Raw genomic sequence first — 21,964 nt, 5'->3', positions numbered from 1 at the left:
TCGCATCCGTGCGTGAGTTCGACCAGGCTCCTGCGATACAGTGAGGGGATTCACACATGGCTGAAATCATCGTGATCCGCTGCACGCAGCCTGCGCGCAGGGCTGTTCGGCGGCGGCGGGCCTGCTACATGGGGGCATGGCGAACGCCCCGAGCTACCTCCCCCCCCGCGGAAAGACCCTGGTCACCGGGGGCAGCGGCCACTTCGGCGCCAACTTGGTGCGGCGGCTGATCGCCGAAGGTCACGAGGTCCGGGCGCTCTACCAGCCCGAGGCCAACAACCGCGGCCTCGACGGCCTGGACATCGAGCGCTTCGCCGGCGACCTGCGGGACCGCGCGCGCATACTCGAGGCCGTGACCGGCTGCGGCCAGGTCTTCCACGCCGGCGCCAAGGTTTCCACGCGCTCGCCCTCGGCCCAGGAGGAGCGCGAGATCTGGGAGATCAACGTGCTCGGCACCCGCAACATGGTGCGCGCGAGCCTCGAGACCGGCGTGGATCGCTTCTGCCTGACCGGCTCCTTCTCGGGCATCGGCATCGACCCCGAAGATCCCTCGCGCCCGGTCCACGAGGGCATGCCCTTTTACCCCTTCATGGACTGGCTGCCCTACGCGCGCAGCAAGACCCTGGCCGAGCACGAGCTGCTCAAGGGCGTCGCCGACGGCCTCGACGCGGTGATCGCCGTGTCCACGGGCATCATCGGGCCCAACGACTTCTTGCCCTCGCGCACCGGCAAGACCCTCGTCGACTTCGCCGCCGGCCGCCTGCGCGGCTACATCCCCGGGGGCTCCGAGTTCGTGCGCGCCGCGGACCTCGTCGAGGGCCACCTGCTGGCCATGGCCAAGGGCAAGACCGGGCGGCGCTACCTGCTGTCGACGGAGTTTTTGTCCCTCGACCAGCTCCTGGAGCTCTTCATCGAGCAGGCCGGCGGGCGCAAGCCGCGGCTGCGCATGCCCGTGCCGCTGATGAAGGGCGTCGCGCAGCTCTACGCCAGCACCGTGCGCCGCGTGGCCCCCAACGCGCCGCAGCGGCTGACGCCCGGGGCGATCGAGATCCTGGCGATGAACCGCCACGCGGACATCAGCCTGGCGCGCGAGGAGCTCGGGTACGAGCCCACCTCCATGCGCGAGGCGGTGCGGGAGACCTACGCGTTCTTCTGCGAGGTCGGGATGATCCAGCGGCGGGCGGCCTGAGCCGAGGCGCTCGAGCGCTTCTAGGAGTGATCAGAGGCAAAACTGGTCGCCGAGCTCCGGGACGCCTGTGTTTTTGAAGGACATCGGCAGCGAGTCACACCACGACCCGGTGCAGTCCTGCTGGCGGGCGACGTGGAGGTGCGGGCTGCTGGAGTAGCCGGTGTTGCCAGAGTGACCGATGCAGTGGTCGATCTCGACGATGTCCCCGACTGACACTTCTACACGAGGTGGATTCGATCCTGATCAATGGGCGAGCGTGACCTCGTGGCGATGGACAGCGGCATAGGTGGCCCAAACGGCGCGCCAGCGTTTCGAGATGAGGAGGGCTCGCAGTGCGAGCGTTCCTCGCAGGCCAGGCACCTCCCAGGACTGCGCGGGGCGCTTGACGCGGCGTTGCATCGTCCAGCAGGTGCTCTCGGTCGCGCCGCTACCAATGGGCAGGTTGGCCGCGTACGACGACGCATAACGCATCAGTGGTTTGCGATGGCGTATGTAGCTGAGCGCGGCCGCGACCGCCGTGCGAGCGGTCGTGTCCCGGCCCGGCAGTCGCTTCGCCCGTTCCAGAAGACCTCGCCAGATCCGCTCGATCGCTCCGTCGTCGCGCAGGAGCTCGCCGCGATACCAGCTCTTCATGTTGAAGGGATCGCCCTCGGGCTCGCAGGCATCCACGACTGCATCGAGGTAGTTGCTCGTCAGGTGCTCGAAGTCGATCAAGGTCCGGACCTTCGCGTCGCTCGGCAGCACTCGAGCCAACGCCTCGGGCAGCGCACGCAGCTCGGGCGCGGCGTCTTGGACCACGTGAACCGGGAGCTGTGGGTGGCTACGGAGGATCCACGCCACGTCCGCCGCGACCCGCTCGGCGAGCTTTCGGACGTCCTCCCCCGCATCGGCTGCGTATCGCCAGGTGTGCAGCTCCTGTCCCTCCGCGTCGTGGATGGTGACGCTGCCCACCCACGCCTTTCGCCAGTGGTGCTCCTTGGGGGGCGGCGGCTTGCGGACGTACTCCGCGAGCCGCCGCTTCGGTCGCGCCGCCTCCGCGAGGTCGGCGTCGAGCTGCTCAGCCATGCGCACCGAGAAGCGATCGAGCCCGCAGCTGATCGAGGCCACTCCCGGCGGGATGGCCTCCACGGCCCTGCTCGCGGCCTCGAGCATGTCGACGTCTTCGACGATGTCGGCGGACATCAGCTTGACGCGCTTTTCGAGCAACGAACGGCTCGGAGGCCGCATCCCGACCACCCTCAGGATGTTCTCGAGCTCGCGGCTGTTCAGGTCCGCGCTCAGCTCACCAGCGATGCGGGCGAAGTCGGGGGTCAAGCGTCGGGCGATCATACCGACGCACAGCTCCAGCGGCTTGATCGTCGGCCCGTTGTGCACGCCGAGCTCCCGGTAGAGCGCCTCCTCGATCGTGTGCGGCCCCCAGCGTCCGTGGTAGGTCGCCGACGACCGCTGCGACAGGCGAGCGTAGCGTCGGCCTCCGACCTCGACCACGTCGGCCTCCGAGACAGACTCGCGCAAGTCGTCGTCCTCACGCTGCCACAGCACGTCTCGCATCAGCTCCGCCTCCAGATCACGCCGCTGCTCGAAGGTCGCATCTGGCCCGAGCTGCTCGTCGACCTTCTGCTTGATCATCGCCGCGAGCTTCCGCACCAGCTCACTGTTCGGCTTCTTGGGCTGCTTCTTGGGCTTTTTCCGGCTTGCCATGGTGACCTCCAGCCCAGCATGATCTCAGACCTCGGAAACCACAACCGGGGAGTCGCCGTCCTCCTGCAACGCGCTGGGGAGCCTGCTCAGGATCGGATCCGCCCCGCTTCTACATCGCTGAGGTGCGCATAGATCGACTGTGTTCCGTCATCATGGCGAATCGTGACCAGGTTCGCGCTTTGTTTGCAGTCGGCGATCTCGGCCTCGGTGGTGCTGCTGGAATAGCAGACTTCTCCGTCGTCCTTCGTGGTCACGACTTCACCGGAAGCGATGGGGTAGATCGGGGTGCCGACGGGCATGCTGAAGTCGAAGGCATAGTGGGATTGGCCGCCTTCGTTGTGGCTGAACACGCCGCCGTTTCCCTGTCCGACGGAGATGGGGGCGCTGACGTCGCCACAATCGAAGGGCAGCACGAAGTCGACGTTATGGTTGAAGCAGGAGGCCAGGTTACCCCAGATGTAGCCAACATCTCCCTCGAAATCGATCGCGTACCAGTTGCCAGTATAGACGGCGTCGGTACAGCGAGCCACGTCGTCGACCTCGACCTCCGCGCCGTAGGCCAGGGTGCCCAATGAGCTGGAGCTCTCGCGCGGCTCGGTGCGCACGAAGATGGCGTTCTCGGACACCCTCTCGATCACGCGCACGCGGGGGCAGCCTGGGGCTGGTCCAGGTGAGTAGTCAGAGCCCGATAAGACGACGTCGGTGACGGTCGCGCCCTTGGCGTAGAGGCTGGTGTCGATCTCGAGCGGACACTCGGTCGTGCTCGTGCTCTGATAGAAGGGCTCGGCGTCGTTGTTCTTGTAGTAGTTGGCCCGGCCATCGACCATCTCGATACGAAAGACATCGTCCGTACCGTAGCTGCCAAATAACCCTTTCGAATTTCCGCTCTCGTAGACCGCGATATTGCCGTCGCTGCGCAGGTAGATGGCGAAATTGATGTCCTCGTAGCTCTGGTGGGCGTCGTTGTGACCCAGGCCGATCATCTTGGCGATGTTGGTCTCGGAGGTCGAGAATCGCAGCACGCTGTCGTCCGGTGCAACCCTTCGCCGGGAAGACGCGCCGCTTGCCCAACTGGAGCCAGTTCCCGCGAGGCGGGTCAAGGCGGTGGCGGTGGCGGTGGCGAAGCGAACGTTCTTCCACGTCTCGGTGGCGAAGCAGTGGGCGTCGCCGCAGGCGACGACCACGGGCGCGGTGATCGTGGACTGCGTTTTGTAGAGGCTCGTGTCGAGGGCGAGCGGGTAGTCGATGACCGGCAAGAGCCTGGTGTGCACGACGTTTCCATTGTGGCGGTAGCGAACCTGGCCGTCGGCGAACTCGACGCGAAACACATCGCCGGTGTCGTAGGTGCCGAATTCACCCTGGAGGTGCCCGTCCTCATAGATGGTCAGCCTCTGATCCTCGCGCAGGTAGAACGCGAAGTCGATGTCGGCGTAGTTTTGATTGGCGTCGTGGTTGGACAGGCCGGCCATCTTGGGCAGGGAGTTCTCGCTCGTCGAGAACTCGACGTAGCCCTCACCGTCGAGGATCATCTGAGAGGATGATGCGCCCGCACCCCAGCCTTGGCCCTGGCCGATGTTGCGTGTGATCGTCCCCCCGCTCACCGTGACGTAGCGGGCGTTGGTCCAGACCTCCACTGGCATACATGCCGTGTCGTCCTGCGCGCAGTCCTGGACCTCGGCGTTGGTGATGGTAGCGCCGTCTTGATTGAGGCTCGTGTCGAGGGCGAGGGGGTACTCGAAGGTGGACGTCGTGTTGGTGTGAATGACGTCACCATTGTGGCGATAGCGGATCTTTTCATTAGCGACCTCGATACGGAACTCGTCGCCGGCTTCGTAGGTGCCGAAGTAGCCCTGGGAGTGACCATCCTCGTAGATTGCGATCCTCTTGTCGCTGCGCAGGTAGAACGCAAAGTCGATGTCCTGGTAGCTCTGGCTGGCGTCGTCGTGCGAGAGCCCCGCCATCTTGGCGAGAGTGTTCTCGTTGGTGGAGAAAGCCACGTAGCCGTCTCCCTCCGTGACCTTCTGAACCGACGAGGCGCCCGCGGTCCAGCCATTGCCCGCGTTGCGCTCGAGCGCGCTTCCGTCTGCGGTAGCAAATTTGACGTTCTCCCACAGTTCGGAGGGGATACAGCTGTCTTCGAGCCCGGTGCAGTCGTGGATGCTCGCGTTGGTGATGGTCGCGTCCGCATCGTTGAAGCTCGTGTCGAGTTCGAGGGGGTACTGGATGGCGGAGGTGTTGTTTGTGTGGATAACCTGGCCGTTGTGGCGGTAGCGGATCTGACCGTCGACCACCTCGATGCGGAAGAGGTCATCGATCTCGTAGTTGCCGAAGTAGCCTTTAAGGTGGCCGTCTTCGTAGATGGCGATGACTGTGTCATTGCGCAGGTAGAAGGCAAAGTCGATGTCGGCATAGTCCTGGTTGGCGTCGTTGTAGGAGAGTCCGGCCATCTTGGCGTGGTCGGTGTCGCTGGTCGAGAACTCGACGTAGCCGTCGACATTTTCCGCGAGCGAGTCGACCGAGGACGCGCCTGCGACCCAGCCCGAGCCGACGTTGCGAACCAAGGTGGTCGCGTCGGAGGTGACGAAGCGGACGTTCTTCCAGGTCTCAGCTGGCATGCATGAGGTGTCGCCTGCTTCGCAGGTCATGATGCCGGCGTTGGTGATGCTCGCTTCCGTGCCGCTGAGGCTGGTGTCGAGCTGAAGGGGGTACTGGACGACTCCGGCGCTCGAGTGAATTACCAGGCCATTTTTCCGGTAGCGAACTTTTCCCTCTACAACCTCGATCCTGAATATGTCGTCTTTCTCATATTCTCCAAAATTTCCTTTGGGTGAGCCATCCTCGTAGATCTGGAGGTCTCCGTCTTGGCGCAGGTAAAACGCGAAGTCGATGTCGGGGTAGCCCTGGTTGCTGTCGCTGAAAGAAAGGCCAGCCATCAGCGCGCTGTCGTTTTGTGCCGCGGTGAACTCGACGAAGCCGTCTTTGTCTTGGGCGATCTCCTGCACTGACGAGGCGCCCGCGGTCCAGCCCGTGCCTTCGCTGCGGGTCAAGGTGGAGCCATCGACTTCAGCGTTGACCACGTTCTCCCACTCGACCGCTTCGCCCGGATCGAGGACTTGATCGCGCAAGACGGCCTCGGATGCGGCGTCGTCGAGGGCCTCGTCGTCGACCATGCAAGCCAGGGGAGAGAGCGCTGCAGTGGCAAGCCAGCACACGGACCAAGGGGAGACCGAGTGAGTCGTCATCGTGGGCGACCACTTTATCAGTCCGAGCCATCGAAGAGGCCGTGCGTGGGCGGCCGAGGCCCCCGAAGACGAGATTCGGCGTGGCACCTGGTGTGCTATGACAGCCGGGTGTCTTCGCTCAGCGCTGCTCGCCCCCGCTTTGAAACAACCCGAGCTCGGCGCTGTCGATGGCGCGTGACGAAGCGACGCATCACCCTACTCGCGGTCGGTTTGTGTGCCTGCACCCGCCTCCCCGCGCCGACGAGCAGCGAAGACCGAGCAGACCCAGAAGACCCCGCTCCGTTCGAGGAGAGCGAGTTCATCAAGCCGTGCGAGGGCGAGACCTTGGCGCGGGCGAGGGCAGAGCTCGAGGCGATCGAGCAGAGCATCGAGGCGCTGGCACCCGGCGATGATCCCGAGCCGCAGTGGCGAGCGCTCGTGCAGCTGTTCGAGGGCGAGTGCTTCGCGCTGAGTCGGGTCTACGCCATGGACGCCGACGACGAGGCGCCGAGCAGCGGCCTGGCGCTGCGGACCTGGTGGGGGGATGGCGGCGCGCTGTGGGCCGAGGAGTTCCTCTCGCTCGAGACGACCTGGGAGCGGCCGAGCGTGCGCGTGGCCCTGTCCCCCGAGCTCACGCCGCAGCACCCCCTCGTCGACCTGCTCTGCCCCCTCGCCGAGCCCGACTGCGACCCCCAGACTCGCGGCTGGACGCTGCGTGCCAAGCAGGCCTTCGAAGATCACGCGGAGCGCCGCTGGGCTCGCTACCGTAGCGGGGACGAGGCGCTGCCAGGGGTGCGCGACTCGGGCGAGTGCGAGACGCTCGCGATGAGCAAGCCCGAGGCGCTGCGCTACGAGACCTGGCTCGAGTGCATCGATCACGTGTCCTTGCGCCGCTCGGTGTTTCCGATCGGCGGGCTGAAGGCGCCGCAGACGGGGTGGTTCGTGGTCCGTGGTCCGAGCGGCCGGAATTGCGAGGAGACCCGAGCCTTCGAGCTCGCCACGGGCAGGGTGTCCGTGACCGCGAGCTGCTCGGATTCGGCGCAGGCCGACACCGAAGGCGAGCCGCGAACGACGGGGGGGCGCGTACCCGTCGACGCGTTGCGCGAGGCCGTATGGATGGCCCTGTGGACGACGCAGATGCCACACGCCGACCAGCTGCTCGGCGACAGCGGCTATCCGATTCCCGACGCGATCGCGGTGATGAGCAGGGAGGAGGTCGGCGCGGGGGTCATGAGCGCGACCTTCTCCAGCGGCCAGACCACGCTCGAGTGGACGTATGTGCGCGAGGGCGAGCCCACGCTGAGCGGGGAGCTGCGCAGGCCCGAGGACTACGATGACGGCGCGCGGGATCACGCGGGGCGGCTGTTGGCGGTCGCCGAAGCGGCGATGGTCGAGGGCCCCGTGCCCGCGCGGCCCGACTGGCTCGGCGCGGCCGAATAGCCGAAGCCGCACCCTGGTTGGGGGCTCGTTCGCCGAGCCATCGATGTGCGCGGCTCGCCCGCTGGGGGGCAGAGCCGGCGCGCCCGCTGCGGGGAAGGCCCGGCGCAGCCAGCCACGGCCAGCGGCGCACGCGTGACGCTGGCCGGCCTTTTCCGTACCTGGAAAGCTGTCAGACTCCGCCCGTGGGCGAAGACCCGGACGAAGCGAGCCTGCGGGCGGACGAGCACGGGCGCAGGGTCGGCCTGTTGCTCATGCTCCTGGCGACTTGCTGCTTCATCGCGATGGCGTCCTTCGTCAAGCTCCTGCGCGAGGACGGGCTGAGCACGACCCAGGTCATGTTCTGGCGCATGGCCCCGGCGCTCCCGCTGGTCTGGCTCGAGATGCGACGTCGCGGGCAGAGGCTTCGCCCTACGGCGGCCGGCCCGATCCTCTGGCGCTCGCTGTTCGGGATCGGGGCCATGGCCTGCTACTTCTACGCGCTGCGGGCCCTGAGCATGGTCGAGAACGCGGTCTTGAGCCTGCTCCAGCCGGTGTTCGTGGCGGTGCTCGCCCCCCTGGTGCTCGACGAGCGCCTGCGTCGCTCGGCGATCTTCGCCCTGGGTCTGGGCGTGCTCGGCTCGCTCGTCGCCCTGCGCCCGGACCAGGCGCTGAGCCGCGACGTCCCCTTGCTGCCGATGCTCGTCGGCGTCGGTGCGGCGCTGTGCTCCGCCTGCGCGCACATGATGGTCCGCAAGGCCAGCGCCACGGACTCGGCCGAGCGCGTGGTGTTTTGGTTCACGGCGGTGTGCACCTTTGGCGTCCTGGCCCTCGGCCTCGCGCGAGGTGAGTTCTTCGGGCTGCCGGAGGGCCTCGCGCTGCTCCCGGCGATCGGGAAGATCGCCGGCACGGCGCTCTTTGGTCTCTCGGGTCAGGTGCTGATGACCCGCGCTTACGGCCGGGCTGCGGCGCCGATGATCGCCATGGTCGCCTACGCCGCGATCCCGATCTCGGTGGTCGCGGATCTGGTCACCTGGGGCGTGCACCCGGGACCGGACGCGATCCTGGGCTCGCTGATGATGGTCGGGGCCGGGCTGATCCTCGCCCGCGGGCGCTGAAAATCGAATCTGCGCGGGCTGTTCTGGCTCGATCCTCGCCGGTGCTCGAGAGCGACACGACTCGAACTGGAGGGCGGGCGCTCACGGCCGGAGGAGCTCGACCACGGGGCCCTCGCGCCAGCGCGGATCGAAGCTCGCGTTGGGGAGCTGCTGGCGCCCGCGGCTTGGCTGCCCGGCGGCGCCCCGGCGCAGCGCCTCGCACTGGGCCTGGATGCGCGCGAGGGTCTTGGGCGCGTCGGGGGTGAGCGCGGGGTCGAGGCTGCAGGGCGAGCCGATGTAGTGGAGCTGGCAGCTGTCGCCGGGCTCGTCGCCGCGGACATCGTCGAGCTCGCGGCCGTGGACCACGGGGCGGAAGCGGAGCTTCGGCGCGATCAGGGTCAAGGGCGTGCGATCCGGCGCGAGGCAGCAGTCGAGGTCGCGCTCGTTGGCGGGCTGGCGCGGGCGCACGAACCACAGCGTGCAGTCGTCGAGGGCCTGGATCTCGGGGTCGTGGAGGCGCTCGGCGAGGAAGCGATACTCGGCCTGAAAGGTGTACTCGTAGCGCCAGGCCGGGCGGACGACGAGCAGCTCGGCGCCGGCGAGGGCGATGGCGGCGGCGGCTCGCGACCAGCGCTGGCGGCCGAGGATGCGCCGCTCGAAGTGGTCGCCCGCGGCGCTGGCGAGGACCGCGAGCACCGGCAGCAAGAGCACGAAGTAGCGCGCGCCGGTCAGGCCGTCGTGGACCAAGGTGCGCCCGAGAGGGACGAAGATCAGCGCCAAGCTGGCCAGCGCCGCCGCAGGCAGCCGCCAGCGCTGGCCGAGCAGGGAGGCCAGGGCGCCGAGCCCAGCCAGGCTCAGGCAGACCACGGACAGCCAGCCCGGTGGCGTGACGGCCATCTGCCACAGCTGGGGGAGCATGCGCTCGCCGGCCTGGAGCACCGAGTCCAGGCTGGGCCCAGGGTGTTGGCTGCGCGCGACGATCTCGAAGTAGGCGTAGGCGCCGATCACCGCCCAGCACAGCCCAAAGACCAGGGCGTCGACGAGGCGCCGGCGTGGCGGCGCCCAGCTGGGCGCGCTGGACTGCTCGTGCTCGCAGTCGGCGGTGCGCAGCGCGGTCCACAGCGGGATCGCGGCGAGCTGCGGCCAGCAGTCCACCCGCGTGAGCGCGGCGAGCAGCACGAGGGTGATCGCCAGCAGCCGCGGGGCGAGGCTGGGATCCCTGGGCGTGCGCAGCCAGACCGCCCAGGCGGCCACGGCCAGGCTGCCCGCGAGCACGTGCTCGGCGCTCGAGGCCGACAGGCGCAGGGGGATCGGCGCGAAGGTCATCAGCACGCCGGCGACGAGCACCCCGGTCCGCGAGGCCCCGAGGCGGCGGGCGACGAGCATCACGAGAGGGACGGCGAGGGCCCCGATCGTGCGGTTCATGGCGAAGGCGAGGTCCTCGGTCCAGGGCAGCAAGGCGCGCAGGCCGAGCTGCAAGGCGGCGGCGCTCGTGCCAAAGCGCAGCTCTCCCAGGCCCACGCTCGGCAAGAAGGGGCCGTACCAGTTGCCCAGGCTGGAGGGGACGAGCGCGCGCAGGCCGAGGGCGAGGGCAAAGAGCGCGGCCATGGCCACGCCGTCCTCGGCGAGGGCGCGGCGCTGCGCAGGCTCGAGGGCTCGAGCCTCGCGCCAGCTGCGACGCGCCATGACCCCCGCGAGGATCATCGCCGCGAACCAGGCGAGCCCCGCGAGGCTCAGCGCGCGGGTGGGGCGGTCGTGGTCCGAGCGCATGTCGAGGTGCTCGGCGCGGACGAGGGTGACGATCTCTTCGTGGGGCTCGCCGACGAAGGTCCGGAGCGCGGCGTGGACCTCGGGGCAGCGGGCTTCGAGCTGCGCCGGCGCGTGGTAGGCCAGGCGCTCGCCGGTGTGGCTGGGCTCGCGCAGGCAGCCCTCGGGCGCGAGCAGGACCTCGAAGCTGTCGGCGTCGCGCGTCCACTGCATCCGGGTCTGGAAGAAGGCGGTGTCGAGGTGGCCGAGGGTGCAGGCGCCGGACTCCTGGGCGTCGGCCATGGTCGAGATCAGCGCGTCGATCTCTTCTTTGGGCAGGGCGCGCTCGCAGCTCTCGGTGAAGCCGGGGGCGGCGAGGGTGAGGCGAGGGGCGAGCGCGGTCAGGACCAGGACCAAGGCGAGCAAGAGCGCGGCGCCGAGCCGGAGGCGGGCCGTCGCGTGACGCCAGAGGCGTCCCCTCGGGTCACGCCGGGCGCTTGGCTGGAGGCGCATGCGCGAGCAGTGTATTTCAGATGGCGGATCGCACTCAGCAGTTCCGACTGGCGACAACCGAGAGCGCGGGCTGGTCGCGGTGTTCCCCTCTGTGCGCCGATATGCGACAAGCGAGACCATGAGCGCGAACGCCCCGATCCCTCCCCAAGACCTCCGCTGGCCCACTTACCAGCCGGGCCGCGGTGTCACGCTCGAGGCCGCGGTCTTCGACGAGGGTCGCAGCGGCGGCGCGCTGCGGGTGCGCGACAGCGCGGGCAAGGTCTACCTCGACGCCATCGCGGGCATCGGCAGCGCGGTCCTCGGCCACGCCCACCCGCGATGGCTCGAGGCCCTCAGCCGCCAGCTCGAGACCCTGGCGGCGGTGGCCAACACCTTCGTGACGGCGCCCCAGCAGCAGCTCGCGGCGCGCCTGGCCGAGCTCTTCCCGATCAAAAATGCTCGGCCCTTCTTCGCCAACTCTGGCACCGAGGCCACGGAGGCGGCGCTCAAGCTGGCGCTGCGAGCCACGGGGCGCGACGTGATCATCGCCTTCGAGCGGGCCTTTCACGGGCGGACCCTGGGGGCGATCGCGCTGACGGCCAACCCGGCCTACCGCGATCCCTTCGTGACCTGCCTGGGCGAGGACCATCAGCGCTTCGCGAGCATGAATGTGCTGCGCCTGCCCTTCGACGACCTCGGCGCGCTCGAGGCCGCGTTCTCGGAGTACGGCCCGCGGGTCGCGGGGGTCTTCGTCGAGCCGATCCAGGGCGAGGGCGGGATCTGGCCGGCGAGCAAGGCCTTCCTGCTCGGGGCGCGGGCGCTTTGTGATCGCCACGGGGCGCTGCTCGGGGTCGACGAGATCCAAAGCGGCTTCGGGCGCACCGGCTACTGGTCGGCGTGGGAGAGCATCGTGGGCGACGAGGCGCAGCCCGACATCTTGTGGCTGGCCAAGGCCCTGGGCAACGGCTTCCCGATCGGCGCCTGCCTGGCGAGCGAGGAGCTGGCGGCGCACATGGGCCCCGGCACGCACGGGACCACCTTTGGCGGCAACCCGGCGGCCTGCGTGGCGGCGCTCGCGACCTCGAGGATCATCGAGGAAGAACAGCTGCTCGCGTCGGCGGCCGCCCAGCTGCCCACGCTGCGGCGCATCGCCGAGCAAAGCCCCAACGCCGAGGTCGTCGAGCTGCGCGGGGCCGGGGCGATGATCGGCGTCCAGGTCGGGGCCCTCGACGCCGGCCGGGCCAAGGTCCTGGGCCCGGCGCTGCAGGAGGCCGGGGTCCTGGTGACCACGCCCGGCGGGCACACGCTGCGCCTGCTGCTGCCCTACGCGGCGGGCGAGGCCGAGCTGCGCGAGTTCTGGGCGGCCCTGGCCGCGACCTCGGCGGCCAACCCCGCGACCTGAGCTGGCGGCTGCGCGAGGGACTCGAGCGAGCGCCCGAGCTGGTGACCCTCTGGGCGAGCTCGGGCCTACTCGAGCTGCATCAGCCGCCCGTAGAACTGGATCATCGCCATGAAGTCTTCCTCGCGCAGGCGCTCGTCGAAACCGTGGAAGCGGGCGACGTCGGCCTCGTCCATGATGAAGGGCGAGATCCTGTAGATCTGCTCGGCCACGGCCTCGTAGTGGCGAGCGTCCGAGGCCCCCACGAAGAGCGTGGGCGCGACGGCGATCTCGGGCCGAGCCTCGCGCAGCGAGCGGGCGAGCTGCTCGAAGGCCGGGGCGTCGGTGCTCGACAGCCGCGAGACCTCGTTGCCGGCGACGAGGCTGACGGAGACCCGCGGGTCGTCGATGACCTCGATGACGTGATCCATGACGTCCTGGACGGTGTCGCCGTAGTTGAGGCGGTGGTTGATCTTGGCGCTGGCGTGGCTGGGGAGCACGTTGGCTTTGACGCCGCCTTCGATCACGGTGACGGCGGTGGTCGTGCGCACGGTCGCGGCGGTGGTCTCGTCGCCGAGCAGCACGGCGAGGAGCACGGGCTCGAACAGCCACAAGTTTGTGGCGATGAAGCGGATCGGGCCACGCATCTCGGGGCCGGCGGTCTCGAGCGATTCGCGAAACGGCCCGGCGACGGAGGCGGGCATCTGCTGGTCTTCGACGCGGGTGATCGCCTGGGCCAGGATCCCGATCGCGGTGTGCTCCGGGGGCGCCGAGCCGTGGCCGCCGGGGTGCTCCACGCTCAGCTCGAGGATCACGTAGCCCTTCTCGGCCACGCCGACGAGGGCGAGGGGCTGGGTCATGCCCGGGAATAGGCCGTCGGTGATGCCCATGCCCTCGTCGACGAGCAGCTCGGCCGTGACGCCGCGCTCGGCCAGGCGCGCGGCCATGGCCTGGGCGCCGGCGCCGGTGAGCTCCTCGTCGTGGCCAAAGCACAGGTAGATCGTGCGCGTGGGCGTGATCCCGGCGGCGAGCATGGCCTCGGCGGCCTCGAGGATCGCGATCAGCCCGCCCTTGTCGTCCATGCTCCCCCGGCCCCACAGCGCGCCATCGACCCGCTGCGCCGAGAAGGGCGGGTGGGTCCAGCGCTCGAGGTCGCCGGGCGGGACCACGTCCATGTGCGCGGTGAGGATGATCGGCCGGGCGTCGGGGTCGCTGCCCTGCCAGCGGTACATCGAGCTGTAGTCGGCGACGCGCTCGCGGGTGAGCGTGGCGTGGACCTTGGGGTAGGCGCGCTCGAGCGCGGCGTGCAGGGCCGTGAAGGGGGCGGGGTCGAAGTCCGCCGGGTCCTCGGGGCTGATCGTCTGTAGGCGGACGGCGGCGGCGAGGTGCTCGAGGGCCTGCTCGTCGTCGACGGCCAGCGGCTCGAAGGCGCCGGGCTCGAGCTGGCGCGAGGGCGCGCGCAGGGTGTTGACGACCACGATCGCGGCGAGCAGCGCGAGCGCGGCGAAGAGCGCGAGCAGGCCACGCCGCAGCCAGCGACGAGGGGGGGAGGGGGCGATGGTCATGGCGGCTGGCTACTCGAGGGCGCCCTGGCCCTCGCCGGGGAGCATGTCGGTGGTCGTGGCGCGGTAGACGAAGCTGCCCGGCTCGGTGCGCAGGGTCCATAGCGCCTCGCCCCCGGCGTCCTCGTCGAGCTCGCGGATCCGCGACCAGTTGATCGCCGGCTCGAACACCCCGGGCTCCTCGTGCATGGCCGAGTCGGTGACCATGATCCTGCCCGTGGGCATGCGGTCGGCGTCGCCGGCGATGGTCGAGACGAAGGTGTCGACGCTGTCGCGGTCGTCCCAGACCTGGGTGGCGGTCATGGCCTCGAGGTCGAGGGCGTAGCGCACGGCCCTCGACGAGAGCTGGTCGACGCCGAGCTCGGGGTTGCCCACGGCGTTGTCGTAGAGCAGCAGCGAGCCGTCGGCTTGCAGCTGCGGCGAGTGCTGGTGGTAGAACCAGGTGCCGGCGAGCAGCTCGAAGTCGCCCTCGGGGCCCAGGCGCCACACGATCTCGCCGCTTTGGTGGTCGATGGCCACGATCCAGTCCTGGTGGCGCATCGACAGCAAGATCAGGTCGCCCTCGATCTGCATCATGCCGTTGCCGTGGGTCCAGTCGTAGCCGGTGTCGCCGGTGGTCGTGTCGACGTAGGGCAGGCCGGCCCCGGGGATCTCGGTCACGCGCAGCGGGTCGATGTGGTCGAAGGCGTCCCAGGTCCACACGATGTCGCCGGCCGGGTCGATCTCGACGAGCAGGTCGGCGGCGACGAGCAGCTCGCCCCAGCCCATGGTCGAGTAGTCGACGGTCTCGAACGAGTTGCTCAGGGTCAAGATGTTGCCGTTGTCGAGCAGCGTGGCCTCGTGGTGGAAGGCCGAGAGTCCGTAGCTGTAGGAGTCGTGGCGGCGCTGAACCTCGCCGAGCTCGTCGAGGATGATCACGGCGCCGTCGCGGGCGGTGAGCAAGGTGCCGTCGGAGAGCAGCTCGATCCCGGCCCACACGGCGGTCGGCCCGGGGATGATCGGGTCGCTGCCGAAGTACCAGCGGGTCACGCCCTCGGTGTCGACGACGGTCAGGCCGTTGGGCGACCAGTCGGGGCCGACGCTGTAGTCGAAGATCCGAAACGCCGGGTCGATCTCGGCGCCCGCGGCCTGCTCGACGGTGAAGCTGGGGATGAAGCCAGGCAACGCGGCGCCGGTCTCGAAGTCGAGGCTGGTCTCGCCGTCGGGCCAGCGCAGGCTCAGGCTGTGGGCGCTGTCCGGCGCGAGGCCGCGGGCGCGAAAGTGGTAGCGGCGGCCGTCGTCTTCGACGGCGAGGACCTCCACGCGCACGCCGGGGTCGGCGTCCTCGGCCAGCTCGAGCGCGTCGACGGGGGCGTCGAACTCGGCGATCACGTCGACGATCATCGGCTGGTTTTCGTGCAAGATCAGCTCGGGCTCGCCGCTGAGCTCGGCTGGGTCGGCCTCGTCGCCGCAGCCGGCCAGCGCGGTCGCGGCGAGCAAGGGGGCGAAGAGCAGCGAGGTTGAGCACGAGCGAAGCGAAGCCATCATCGAGGGCTCATCTTGGCTGCTGCGCCCGCGATCTGTCCAGGACCGAGGCGCGCGCCCAGAGTTGCGCCCAGCGTTGGGTTCAGTCGAGCTCGAAGCGCTGGAGGGTGTCGCGGCGCACTGGCGTGCCGAGCAGCGAGACGAGGACCATCACGCCCAGGTTGGCGGCCAGGCCGAGGACGCCGATCTCGAGCTTCAGGGGGTTGAGCGCGGCGGCGAGCGAAGGCGCGAACACGCCCAGCAAGAAGAGCAGCACGACGACCGCGAGGCCCGCGCTGAGCCCGGCTTCGGCGCCCGCGCGGCTTGCTTTGCGCCAGTAGAGCCCGAGCGCGACCAGGGGCAGGAACTGGATCGGGATCGCGTAGGCGAGCAGCAGGAGATCGACGATCGAGGTGCCCTCGGTGAGGGCGAGCACGCCCCAGGCGAGCACGGCCATGGCGACGATCAGCAGGCGGATCGCCCGGGTCTGGCCGGCCTCGTCTTCGCGCAGGCGCGCGCCGGGGCTGGGCGGCGGCGGGAGCAGGCGCGCGGCCCGGGCCGCGCGCACCAGGCCGCGGCCCGCGGGGCTGTCTTCGAGGGGCAAGAGCACGTCGCGGACGAGGATCGAGCCGCCGGCGTGGAGCAAGGCGTCGCCGGTCGACATCGAGGCGGCGAGGATCGCAAAGCCGACGAAGGCGAAGAGCAGCGGGTGCAGGGGGTGCCCGGCCAGGCGATCGACGAGCCACAGCAGCACCGAGTCGTCACCCGGGCCGCCGCCGAGCACCGCGGCGAAGCCCAGGAAGAGCAGCGGGACCAGGAAGAACAGGAAGGTGGGGTACCAGACCACGGAGCGCTGCACGAGCCTGGCGCTGCGCGCCGTGAAGCACTTCATGAACACGTGCGGCCACATCGAGAACCCGAGGATCGAGACCAGGATCTCCGAGCTGTAGCGAGCCATGGAGGTCTTGGCGTCGGGGCCCGGCAAGGTCAGGTACTCGGGGGCCTCGACGACGACGCGGTCGAACATCGCGGCGACCGAGCCGAACATCTGCGTGGGGATCCAAAGCCCGAGCACCCACACGACGATCAGCATGGCCACGCCCTGGACCACGTTGGTCCAGCCGACCCCGCGCACGCCCCCGGCGATCACGTAGATCAGCACCGCGGCATAGACGATGGCGCTGCCCCATAGCGGCGGCCAGCCGGTGACGGCGTGCATGACCAGGCCCGCGCCCTTGAGCTGGATGACCAGGTAGGGCACGAAGGCCACGGCCGAGCTGAGGCCCATGAGCACGCTGACCCGGCGGCTCTCGAAGCGCGCGGCGATCAGCTCGGCTTGGGTCACGAAGCCCTCGCGCGCGCCGACGCGGCGGACCCGGGCGCCAAAGAAGAACAGCGGGACCAGGCCGACGGCGCCGTAGGCGAGCACGTAGAAGGCGTCGGCCCCCTTGGCGACCACGCGCTGGGGCGTGCCGAGCAGGGCGTAGGCCGAGAAGATCGTCGCCCCGATCACGAAGTACATGACCAGCGGACCAAAGGCGCGCTCGCCTGCGACGTAGTCGTTGGTGTCGCCCTTGCCCCGGCGCCCGGCGACCACGCCGAGGATCACGGTGGTGATCAGGTAGGCGACGACGACCGCGAGGGCGAGGGGCTTCATGGCTGCTCACCCAAGGGGTTGGACGGGGTGGGCTGGCTGGGCGAGTCGAGCTCGTCGAGCTCGCGGTCATCGACCACGCGCAGGCGGTAGAGCACGACCAGCGCGATGAAGTTGGCGGCGATCACCAGCAGCACCCAGGTCAGCGACCAGGGCAGGCCCAGGACCAGGCGCGGCTCGATGTGGTTGCCCAGCCACGGGTAGATCGGCCAGACCAGCGCGGCCGTGGACAGGGCGAAGTAGAGCAGCGCCAGGCGGGTGCCCCAGGGCCGCGATGGGCGGCCGCGAGCAGGGCGGTTCACGACTTGGACCGGTCGTTGTCCCAGCTCAGCTGCAGGCGCAGGCTCTGCCTGTCCTTCTTGGACTTGGCCTTGACCTCGAGGGTCACGAACTCGCCGGGCTCGAGCTCGACGACCTTGCTGTCGCGCTCGACCCGGACCGCGCCGTCGCGCACGCTGGCGGTGAGCGCTTCGAGGTAGGTGATCGCGCGCTCGCGGGACGAGGTGCCCTCGAATCCAACCTCTCGCTTCTTGTCGCCCATGGCAGCCGATCCATAGCAGCTCCAGCAGCTCCGGGCGAGTCATGCACACTGGGGCAGCTCGAGCACGAAGCAGGCGCCCTCGCTGTGCTCGCTGTCCTCGACCCACACCCGGCCGTGGTGGCGCTCGGCGACGTCACGGACGATCGCCAGGCCGAGGCCCGCGCCCGGGGTGCCGCGGCCGAGGCGGTGGAAGGGCTCGAAGATCACCTCGCGGGCCTCGACGGGCACGCCGGGGCCGTGGTCGCAGATCTCGAAGCGCCACGCCGCGTCGCCCTCGGGGGAGCTGGCCGCCGCGAGGCTCACGCTGATCTCGGTGGCCGCGGGCGAGAATTTGATCGCGTTGCTGAGCAGGTTGTCGAGGGCCTGGCGCAGGGCCGCGGGGGCGAACTCGGTGGCCGCGTGCTCGGGGGCCTCGAGCCGGACCAGGCAGCCGCGCTCTTCGGCCAGGGCTCGGGCGGCGTCGATGGCCTCGATGAGCACGGCCACGAGGTCGCCGCGGCCACGCTCGAGGGGGCTGGCGCGCAGGGCCGCGAGGTCGAGGAGGCTGCTCGACAGCGCCGTGAGCCGGTCGACCTCGACGCGCGCGTGCTCGAGGCTCTCGCGCAGCTGCTCGGCGCTGCGCTCGCGACGAAGCGCGACGTCGATGCCGGCGCGCAGGGCCGCCAGCGGGGTGCGCAGCTCGTGGGCCGCGTCGGCGATCAGCCGATCCTGGCTCGAGCGCGCGGCGGCCAGGCGCACGGTGGTCTCGGCGATGGCCTGGCGCAGCTCGCCGATCTCGTCGCGCTCGAGGTCCTCGGGCGGCGGGCGCTCCAGAGTCCCGGCCCGCAGCCTACGCATGTGATCGCTGAGGTTGGTGACCCGCCGGGCGAGGCGGCGCGCGTGGAGCAGCTGGATGGCCAGCAAGATCAGGCCCACGCCGGCGATCACCGCCGCGGCGATCCGCCGGTAGCTGGCCATCTCGCGATCGTGGCGCTCGAGGGAGGCGGCGAGCCACAGGCCGTAGGGTTGCCCGTCGGGCCCGTCGACGCGGACGAAGAGCTCGCGGTCGCGGCCGCTGGCGCCGTCGATGGTCCGCAGCATGGGCTCGAGGGTCAGGCGCTCGGGCGCCAAGCTGGTGGGGATCGAGGCGTCGAGGGGGTAGCGGGCGATCGCCCGACCCTCGGGATCGTAGAGGGCGCCGCGCGGGGTGAAGTCGCGGATCTGGCTGTCGAGGGGGGAGTCGAGCAGGTGCAGGTGAGGGGTGGCTGCGCGGTCGAAGAGGCTCACGGCTTCGACCCCGGCCTGGCCGAGCAGCGCGCGGTCGTGCTCGGCCAGGAGCACGCGGTCGAAGACCAGCCCGGACACGGTGATCGCCGCGACCAGCAGGATCATCGGCACGAGGGCGCCAAAGACCATCAGCCGCGCGCGCAGCTGCATCAGCGCGCCCCTGGCTCGTTGGCGCTGGCGCTGGCGTCGACGAGCAGGCGAAAGCCCACGCCGCGCACGGCCTTGATCTTGACGGAGTCCTTGCCGACCCGGGCCAGCTTGCCGCGCAGGTAGCCGACGTAGACGTCGAGCACGTTGGGGTCGCCCTCGAAGTTCGAGCCCCAGACCGCGCCGAGCAGGTGGCTGCGCGCGACGACCTCGCCCACGTGGCTGAACAGCTCGCAGGCCAGGGCGAACTCGCGGGCGGTGAGGTCGAGCTCGCCCTCGGGCCCGGTGAGCACGCGCCGGCGCCCGTCGACGCTGACCGGGCCGGCGCGAAAGAGGTCGAGCTGCCCGGCGCCGCGGCGGTGCAGGGCCTCGAGGCGCGCGAGCAGCTCGGCGAAGGCGAAGGGCTTGACGAGGTAGTCGTCGGCCCCGGCCTTGAGCCCCGTGACCCGCTCGCCCACGCTGCCCCGGGCCGTCAGCATCAGCACCGGCGTGCGCATGCCGGCGTCGCGCCAGCGCCGGAGGATCGTGACCCCGTCGACGTCGGGGAGCATCCAGTCGAGGATGATCGCGTCGTAGTCGATGTCGCGGGCCTGGGCCTGGGCCTGGGCGCCGGCGGTGCACAGGTCGACCTGGTGGCCCTCCTCGCGCAGGCCCTGGGTCAGGACCCGGGCGAGGCGGTCCTCGTCTTCGACGAGCAGCAGCTTCATGGCTGGGGCTCCCGCCTGGGGATCAGCCCCAGCTGGACGCTTGGGGGGAGCTCGGGCTCTCGCGCTGTCTCGGGTCCTTGCAGGGCGTAGACGTGGGCTCGGCCGGAGGTGTCGACATGGATCCGGCCCGTCTCGGCGAGGGCCTTGAGTCGGCCGCGGAGCTTCTTTTGGGACCAGCCAATTTGCTCGGCGAGCGCCGAGATGGTTCCGCGCTTTTTTGGGAGCATGGCGAGGGCCTCGAGCACGGGGTCTACGCTCGCTGGAGCGTCGCTTGGCGTAGGCTCGGGCGGGGTCGATGGCCTCCGCGGGCCCGCGCGCTCCTGGCTCGTGACGTGCCCCTCGTGCGCCGCGAGGGCGCCCGAAGGGAGGCGAGCGCGCTGGAGCTCGCGCTGGATCGCCCGCAGGAGCTCAGCGTTCGTCATGCTCGCTGGCGCGTCGAGATGCAAGATGACGCGCGCATCGTCGTGACGAACCGAAAGCCGGGCAGGCTGCGCGGAGTCGACCTGGTCAGGTGCGCTCGAGGGGCCGTCGACGAGCGCTCGAGGGAGCTGGACTGGGCCGCTCTCCCAGGCGAGAGGGGAGGCGCCTGGACGGGTTGCGAGCTCGGACATGAGGGCGCCCTCGCCTCGACCTCGGCGCACGAAGACCGGCATGCGGAGGTCCCGGTGGACGGAGAACTGCGCTGTCGTGCCGCCTTCGGCCACGCAGTCGGCGATGATCAGCGCGCGGCTCGAGCCGGCGAGGGTGTGATTGCGGCGCATGGCGGCCCAGCCTGCCCAGCGAGCCGTTGGCGCGAACTCGGATAGGATCAGTAGTCGGCCCTCTCGAACCTCCGGTCGCGCAGCCGCGCGGGTGTTCAACAGCCCTTCGGCCGACACGCCGACGACGGACCCCCCAGCCTCGAGCGCGCCCTCCATGGCCTCCGAGTCGACGCCGCGGGCGAGGCCGGAGATGAGCACGATGCCAGCCTCCGCGAGGGCGCGGCCTGCAGCCCTGGCGAAGGCGAGGCCGGCACGAGCTGCGCGTCGGCTGCCGCTCACACAGACGCCTGCCCCCTCGAGGAGTCGAAGGTTGCCCTGCGCGGACAAGAGCGTGGGAGCCCGCGCGGGGCCGAGGGACTCGAGGAGCTGGCGGGGGTAGCTCGGGTGGGTGATGGGCAGCAAGCGAGCGTAGGCGTGGTGGAGGCGCTCGACGACGAAGGCCTGCGCGGAGGCGCGACCCTCTGCCGCCAGCAGCCGCGCGTGGGTGCCGGCGAAGGGCTGGAGCGCCGTCGGGAGCTCCGCGGTGTCGAGGTCGACGAGGTCGAGGAGGCCGAGCCCCAGCTCCCGCGACGCGGTCAACACGAGGCCGTTGCGGTCGCGGTTCTTCTCGCCCTCGAGATGAAAGGCGAGCGTGAGCCAGTAGGCCAGCTCTTGACGGTCGTGGACCACCGCAGGGTTCATGTTCCCCCGATGTGCCGGGTCTTGGCCATGGTCAGAGGGAAGACCTGCGCGGGGCGCAGGAGTCGCGCGGCTTCCTTCATGGATTCACCGCTATCCCATACGTCATCGATCAACAAGACCCGAGTCGGGATGCTGACGTCTGGAGGGAGTCGAAAGGCTCCCTGGACGTTGCGCTGCTTGAGCAGACGGGAGCGGAAGTTCTTTTGTTGTCTGGTCTCACGGTGTTTTTCGAGCTCGATGAGCGGAAGCTCGAGCGCTGCGGCGAGGCTCGCGGCGAAGTCGGCGACGAAGCGGCCCGAGCGCGTCGAGGGCATGGAGCATAGGGCGTCGAAGCTGATCCCCGCAAAGACTCCGTCGGGATCGCGCAGCGCCGAGCATGCGGCGTCGAGGACCTCGCGGGGTGCGGGGAGACCGCCGTACTTTGCTCGCGTACGCTGCTTGTCGTGTCGGCGGAGGGCAGGAGTGCGCAGGGCTTCGTACACGACGTGCGGTCCGAGTTTGCCGAACTCACCGAGGCATACCGCGAGTGCGACCCGGCTCTGGCTGCGAAGCTCGCCGACATCAGTAATCGGGTTGCGCGGCTGCAAGGCCTGACTGCGAACCCGACGACGTCGAGCTACCGGAACCAGGTCCACATGTTCCAACGGTGGCTACGGGAGTATGGACTACCGGACGAGCCGCCGGTCGCTTCAGAGAAGGTGCTGGAGTATCTGCGTGAGCGGAGTAAGACGATCGCCGCGGTGACGCTGCGCAAGGACGCGATGGGGATCCGGCGGTGGCACCAGGTCGAGGACTTGGTGGACCCGACAGATGATGAGAGCGTGGTGGCTCTCTTCGTCGAGCTGGGCCAGCCTTGGTCGATGTCTGGGTAGGATCAAAAAAAGAAGTGATCTCTACATCCA

General features: G+C 69.8%; 18 protein-coding genes. 5 read left to right on the top strand and 13 right to left on the bottom strand.

The features are described 5' to 3' along the window. Positions 1-136: 136 nt before the first annotated feature. A complete protein-coding gene (locus G6O69_RS06730; RefSeq protein ID WP_172302697.1) occupies positions 137-1,189 on the top strand; it encodes an NAD-dependent epimerase/dehydratase family protein in 1,053 nt (350 codons plus the stop codon). A 30-nt stretch (positions 1,190-1,219) separates the two neighbouring features. On the opposite strand, the gene G6O69_RS06725 is transcribed toward G6O69_RS06730, so the two are convergent. From G6O69_RS06725 to G6O69_RS06715, 3 genes are all read right to left on the bottom strand, one after another. Beyond that, positions 1,220-1,405 carry a hypothetical protein gene (locus tag G6O69_RS06725; protein ID WP_172302696.1) on the bottom strand — a complete coding sequence of 62 codons (186 nt, stop codon included), beginning with the start codon at positions 1,403-1,405 and terminating at the stop codon, positions 1,220-1,222. Between the two features lie 27 nt (positions 1,406-1,432). Continuing rightward, entirely contained in the window at positions 1,433-2,890 is a 1,458-nt protein-coding gene (locus G6O69_RS06720) for a hypothetical protein (protein WP_172302695.1), read from the bottom strand. A gap of 86 nt (positions 2,891-2,976) precedes the next feature. After that, positions 2,977-6,132 carry a peptidoglycan DD-metalloendopeptidase family protein gene (locus G6O69_RS06715; protein WP_176396676.1) on the bottom strand — a complete coding sequence of 1,052 codons (3,156 nt, stop codon included), beginning with the start codon at positions 6,130-6,132 and terminating at the stop codon, positions 2,977-2,979. 174 nt (positions 6,133-6,306) lie between these two features. Between G6O69_RS06715 and G6O69_RS06710 the strand changes: the two genes are divergently transcribed. Then, a complete protein-coding gene (locus tag G6O69_RS06710) occupies positions 6,307-7,551 on the top strand; it encodes a hypothetical protein (RefSeq protein WP_172302693.1) in 1,245 nt (414 codons plus the stop codon). 182 nt (positions 7,552-7,733) lie between these two features. Next, complete coding sequence (locus G6O69_RS06705) at positions 7,734-8,645, top strand: DMT family transporter (RefSeq protein WP_172302692.1); 912 nt, start codon at positions 7,734-7,736, stop codon at positions 8,643-8,645. Positions 8,646-8,726: 81 nt separating this feature from the next. Here the strand turns inward: G6O69_RS06705 and G6O69_RS06700 are convergent, their stop codons facing one another. Further along, complete coding sequence (locus tag G6O69_RS06700; RefSeq protein WP_172302691.1) at positions 8,727-10,883, bottom strand: hypothetical protein; 2,157 nt, start codon at positions 10,881-10,883, stop codon at positions 8,727-8,729. A gap of 118 nt (positions 10,884-11,001) precedes the next feature. Here G6O69_RS06700 and G6O69_RS06695 point away from each other — a divergent pair, with 118 nt between their 5' ends. Beyond that, a complete protein-coding gene (locus tag G6O69_RS06695) occupies positions 11,002-12,264 on the top strand; it encodes an aminotransferase class III-fold pyridoxal phosphate-dependent enzyme (protein WP_172302690.1) in 1,263 nt (420 codons plus the stop codon). A gap of 65 nt (positions 12,265-12,329) precedes the next feature. Here the strand turns inward: G6O69_RS06695 and G6O69_RS06690 are convergent, their stop codons facing one another. The 9 genes from G6O69_RS06690 to G6O69_RS06650 form a co-directional block, all read right to left on the bottom strand. After that, positions 12,330-13,805: a M20/M25/M40 family metallo-hydrolase gene (locus G6O69_RS06690; RefSeq protein ID WP_172302689.1), complete on the bottom strand. Its 1,476-nt coding sequence runs from the start codon at positions 13,803-13,805 to the stop codon at positions 12,330-12,332. A gap of 9 nt (positions 13,806-13,814) precedes the next feature. Next, entirely contained in the window at positions 13,815-15,326 is a 1,512-nt protein-coding gene (locus G6O69_RS06685; RefSeq protein WP_176396675.1) for an aryl-sulfate sulfotransferase, read from the bottom strand. An 82-nt stretch (positions 15,327-15,408) separates the two neighbouring features. Next, entirely contained in the window at positions 15,409-16,962 is a 1,554-nt protein-coding gene (locus G6O69_RS06680) for a sodium:solute symporter family protein (RefSeq protein ID WP_172302687.1), read from the bottom strand. Continuing rightward, positions 16,959-17,261 carry a hypothetical protein gene (locus G6O69_RS06675; RefSeq protein ID WP_172302686.1) on the bottom strand — a complete coding sequence of 101 codons (303 nt, stop codon included), beginning with the start codon at positions 17,259-17,261 and terminating at the stop codon, positions 16,959-16,961. The genes G6O69_RS06680 and G6O69_RS06675 overlap by 4 nt, the downstream gene beginning before the upstream one ends. Continuing rightward, on the bottom strand, positions 17,258-17,500 hold the full coding sequence (locus G6O69_RS06670) for an amphi-Trp domain-containing protein (protein WP_172302685.1): 243 nt from the start codon (positions 17,498-17,500) through the stop codon (positions 17,258-17,260). The genes G6O69_RS06675 and G6O69_RS06670 overlap by 4 nt, the downstream gene beginning before the upstream one ends. A 39-nt stretch (positions 17,501-17,539) precedes the next feature. Then, positions 17,540-18,916, bottom strand: coding sequence for a HAMP domain-containing sensor histidine kinase (locus G6O69_RS06665; protein ID WP_172302684.1), 1,377 nt, complete (start codon positions 18,914-18,916; stop codon positions 17,540-17,542). Then, positions 18,916-19,620 carry a response regulator transcription factor gene (locus G6O69_RS06660; protein ID WP_172302683.1) on the bottom strand — a complete coding sequence of 235 codons (705 nt, stop codon included), beginning with the start codon at positions 19,618-19,620 and terminating at the stop codon, positions 18,916-18,918. The genes G6O69_RS06665 and G6O69_RS06660 overlap by 1 nt, the downstream gene beginning before the upstream one ends. Then, on the bottom strand, positions 19,617-21,062 hold the full coding sequence (locus G6O69_RS06655) for a DNA-processing protein DprA (RefSeq protein ID WP_172302682.1): 1,446 nt from the start codon (positions 21,060-21,062) through the stop codon (positions 19,617-19,619). Before G6O69_RS06655 ends, G6O69_RS06660 begins: the two co-directional genes overlap by 4 nt. Further along, positions 21,059-21,544 (bottom strand): hypothetical protein, encoded by a 486-nt coding sequence (locus tag G6O69_RS06650; protein ID WP_176396674.1) that lies wholly within the window; start codon positions 21,542-21,544, stop codon positions 21,059-21,061. Before G6O69_RS06650 ends, G6O69_RS06655 begins: the two co-directional genes overlap by 4 nt. 3 nt (positions 21,545-21,547) lie before the next feature. On the opposite strand from G6O69_RS06650, the gene G6O69_RS06645 reads away from it, so the two are divergent. Beyond that, entirely contained in the window at positions 21,548-21,934 is a 387-nt protein-coding gene (locus tag G6O69_RS06645; protein WP_176396673.1) for a site-specific integrase, read from the top strand. Positions 21,935-21,964: the final 30 nt, after the last annotated feature.

The sequence above is a fragment of the Pseudenhygromyxa sp. WMMC2535 genome, from assembly GCF_011083025.2.
The sequence above is the reverse complement of the archived record's forward strand: the minus strand, read 5'-3'. Positions and strand labels throughout refer to the sequence as shown.

Coding starts and splice junctions, on each gene's coding strand:
- G6O69_RS06730 (WP_172302697.1), top strand. CDS start 137: ATGGCGAACGCCCCGAGCTACCTCCCCCCCCGCGGAAAGACCCTGGTC.
- G6O69_RS06670 (WP_172302685.1), bottom strand. CDS start 17,500: ATGGGCGACAAGAAGCGAGAGGTTGGATTCGAGGGCACCTCGTCCCGC.
- G6O69_RS06655 (WP_172302682.1), bottom strand. CDS start 21,062: ATGAACCCTGCGGTGGTCCACGACCGTCAAGAGCTGGCCTACTGGCTC.
- G6O69_RS06695 (WP_172302690.1), top strand. CDS start 11,002: ATGAGCGCGAACGCCCCGATCCCTCCCCAAGACCTCCGCTGGCCCACT.
- G6O69_RS06715 (WP_176396676.1), bottom strand. CDS start 6,132: ATGACGACTCACTCGGTCTCCCCTTGGTCCGTGTGCTGGCTTGCCACT.
- G6O69_RS06700 (WP_172302691.1), bottom strand. CDS start 10,883: ATGCGCCTCCAGCCAAGCGCCCGGCGTGACCCGAGGGGACGCCTCTGG.
- G6O69_RS06690 (WP_172302689.1), bottom strand. CDS start 13,805: ATGACCATCGCCCCCTCCCCCCCTCGTCGCTGGCTGCGGCGTGGCCTG.
- G6O69_RS06680 (WP_172302687.1), bottom strand. CDS start 16,962: ATGAAGCCCCTCGCCCTCGCGGTCGTCGTCGCCTACCTGATCACCACC.
- G6O69_RS06665 (WP_172302684.1), bottom strand. CDS start 18,916: ATGCAGCTGCGCGCGCGGCTGATGGTCTTTGGCGCCCTCGTGCCGATG.
- G6O69_RS06720 (WP_172302695.1), bottom strand. CDS start 2,890: ATGGCAAGCCGGAAAAAGCCCAAGAAGCAGCCCAAGAAGCCGAACAGT.
- G6O69_RS06660 (WP_172302683.1), bottom strand. CDS start 19,620: ATGAAGCTGCTGCTCGTCGAAGACGAGGACCGCCTCGCCCGGGTCCTG.
- G6O69_RS06685 (WP_176396675.1), bottom strand. CDS start 15,326: ATGGCTTCGCTTCGCTCGTGCTCAACCTCGCTGCTCTTCGCCCCCTTG.